The following is a 1,578-nucleotide window of genomic DNA, read 5'->3' as shown; positions in this document are numbered from 1 at the left end:
GGCCGAGGCCGAGCGGCTGCGCGCGCAGGCCGCGGACACCGCCGAGCAGCTCAAGGGCGCGGCGAAGGACGACACCAAGGAGTACCGCGCCAAGACCGTCGAGCTCCAGGAGGAGGCGCGGCGGCTGCGCGGCGAGGCCGAGCAGCTGCGGGCCGACGCCGTCGCCGAGGGCGAGCGGATCCGCGGCGAGGCCCGGCGCGAGGCCCTGCAGCAGATCGAGGAGGCCGCCGGCACCGCCGAGGAGCTGCTGGCCAAGGCCAAGGCCGATGCGGAGGAGACGCGCAGCGGCGCCGCCGCCGAGAGCGAGCGGGTCCGGTCGGAGGCCGCCGAGCGGGCCGCCTCCCTGCGCAAGCAGGCCGAGGAGGCCCTGGAGCGGGCGCGCACCGAGGCCGAGGAGATGGCCGAGGAGGCCGAGGACCACGCCGAGCGCACCCGCAGCGAGGCCGACGAGGCCGCGCGCAAGCTGCGCGAGGAGGCCGAGAAGGCCGCCGAGGCGCGCCGCGCCGAGGCCGATGCGGAGCTGACCCGGCTGCACGCCGAGGCCGAGCAGCGGGTGGAGGCCGCCGAGGAGGCGCTGCGCGACGCCCGTACGGAGGCGGAGCGGCTGCGCCGCGAGGCCGCCGAGGAGACCGAGAGCCGGCGCACGGAGAGCGCGGAGCGGGTGCGCACCCTGCAGGCGCAGGCCGAGACCGAGGCGGAGCGGCTGCGCGCCGAGGCCGCCGAGGAGGCCGCCGCCGCCCGCAGCGAGGGCGAGTCGGCGGGCGCGCGGCTGCGCGCCGAGGCCGCCGAGGCCCTCGCGGCCGCGCAGGAGGAGGCCGCCCGCCGCCGGCGCGAGGCCGAGGAGCTGCTCGGCGACGCCCGTACGGAGGCGCAGGCCGAGCGCGAGGCGGCGCGCGAGCAGAGCGAGGAGCTGCTGGCTTCGGCGCGCAAGCGGGTCGCGGAGGCGCAGGAGGAGGCCCAGCGCCTGGTCGAGGAGGCCGAGGCGCGCGCCGCCGAGCTGGTGTCCGCCGCCGAGGCGACCGCCCAGCAGGTGCGCGACGCGGTCGCCGGGCTGCACGAGCAGGCCGAGGAGGAGATCGCCGGGCTGCGCTCGGCCGCCGAGCACAACGCGGAGCGCACGCTCACCGAGGCCCAGGAGGAGGCCGACCGGGTCCGGACCGACGCGTACGCCGAGCGCGAGCGCGCCGGTGAGGACGCGGCCCGGATCCGTGCCGAGGCGCAGGCCGCGGCGGAGGCCGCCGAGGCGCTCGCCGAGCGGAAGGTCGCCGAGGCGATCACGGAGGGCCAGCGCCTGGAGGCGGAGGCCGCCCGCACGCTGGAGGACGCCACCGACAGCGCCCACGCCAAGCTCGCCGAGGCGGGCGTGCAGGCCGACGAGCTGCTCTCCGAGGCCATGGCCGAGGCGGAGAAGCTGATCGCGGAGGCCGAGGAGACGGCCGAGAAGGCGCAGCAGGACGCCGCGGCCACGGCCGACGAGGCGCGGGCCGCGGCCGCGGCGCGCCGCTCCGAGGCCGCCGAGCAGGCCGACGCCCTGATGGCGGAGGCCACGTCGGAGGCCGAGCGGCTCGTCGCCGAGGC

The 1,578-nt window shown here is 79.7% G+C and carries 1 pseudogene; it reads left to right on the top strand.

From position 1 onward, the window contains the following. A pseudogene (locus tag AS857_RS36695) lies at positions 1–1,578 on the top strand (hypothetical protein); the annotation flags it as partial.

Source organism: Streptomyces roseifaciens, assembly GCF_001445655.1.
Classification (GTDB): domain Bacteria; phylum Actinomycetota; class Actinomycetes; order Streptomycetales; family Streptomycetaceae; genus Streptomyces; species Streptomyces aureoversilis.
This window is presented reverse-complemented; position numbering and strand designations above follow the sequence as displayed.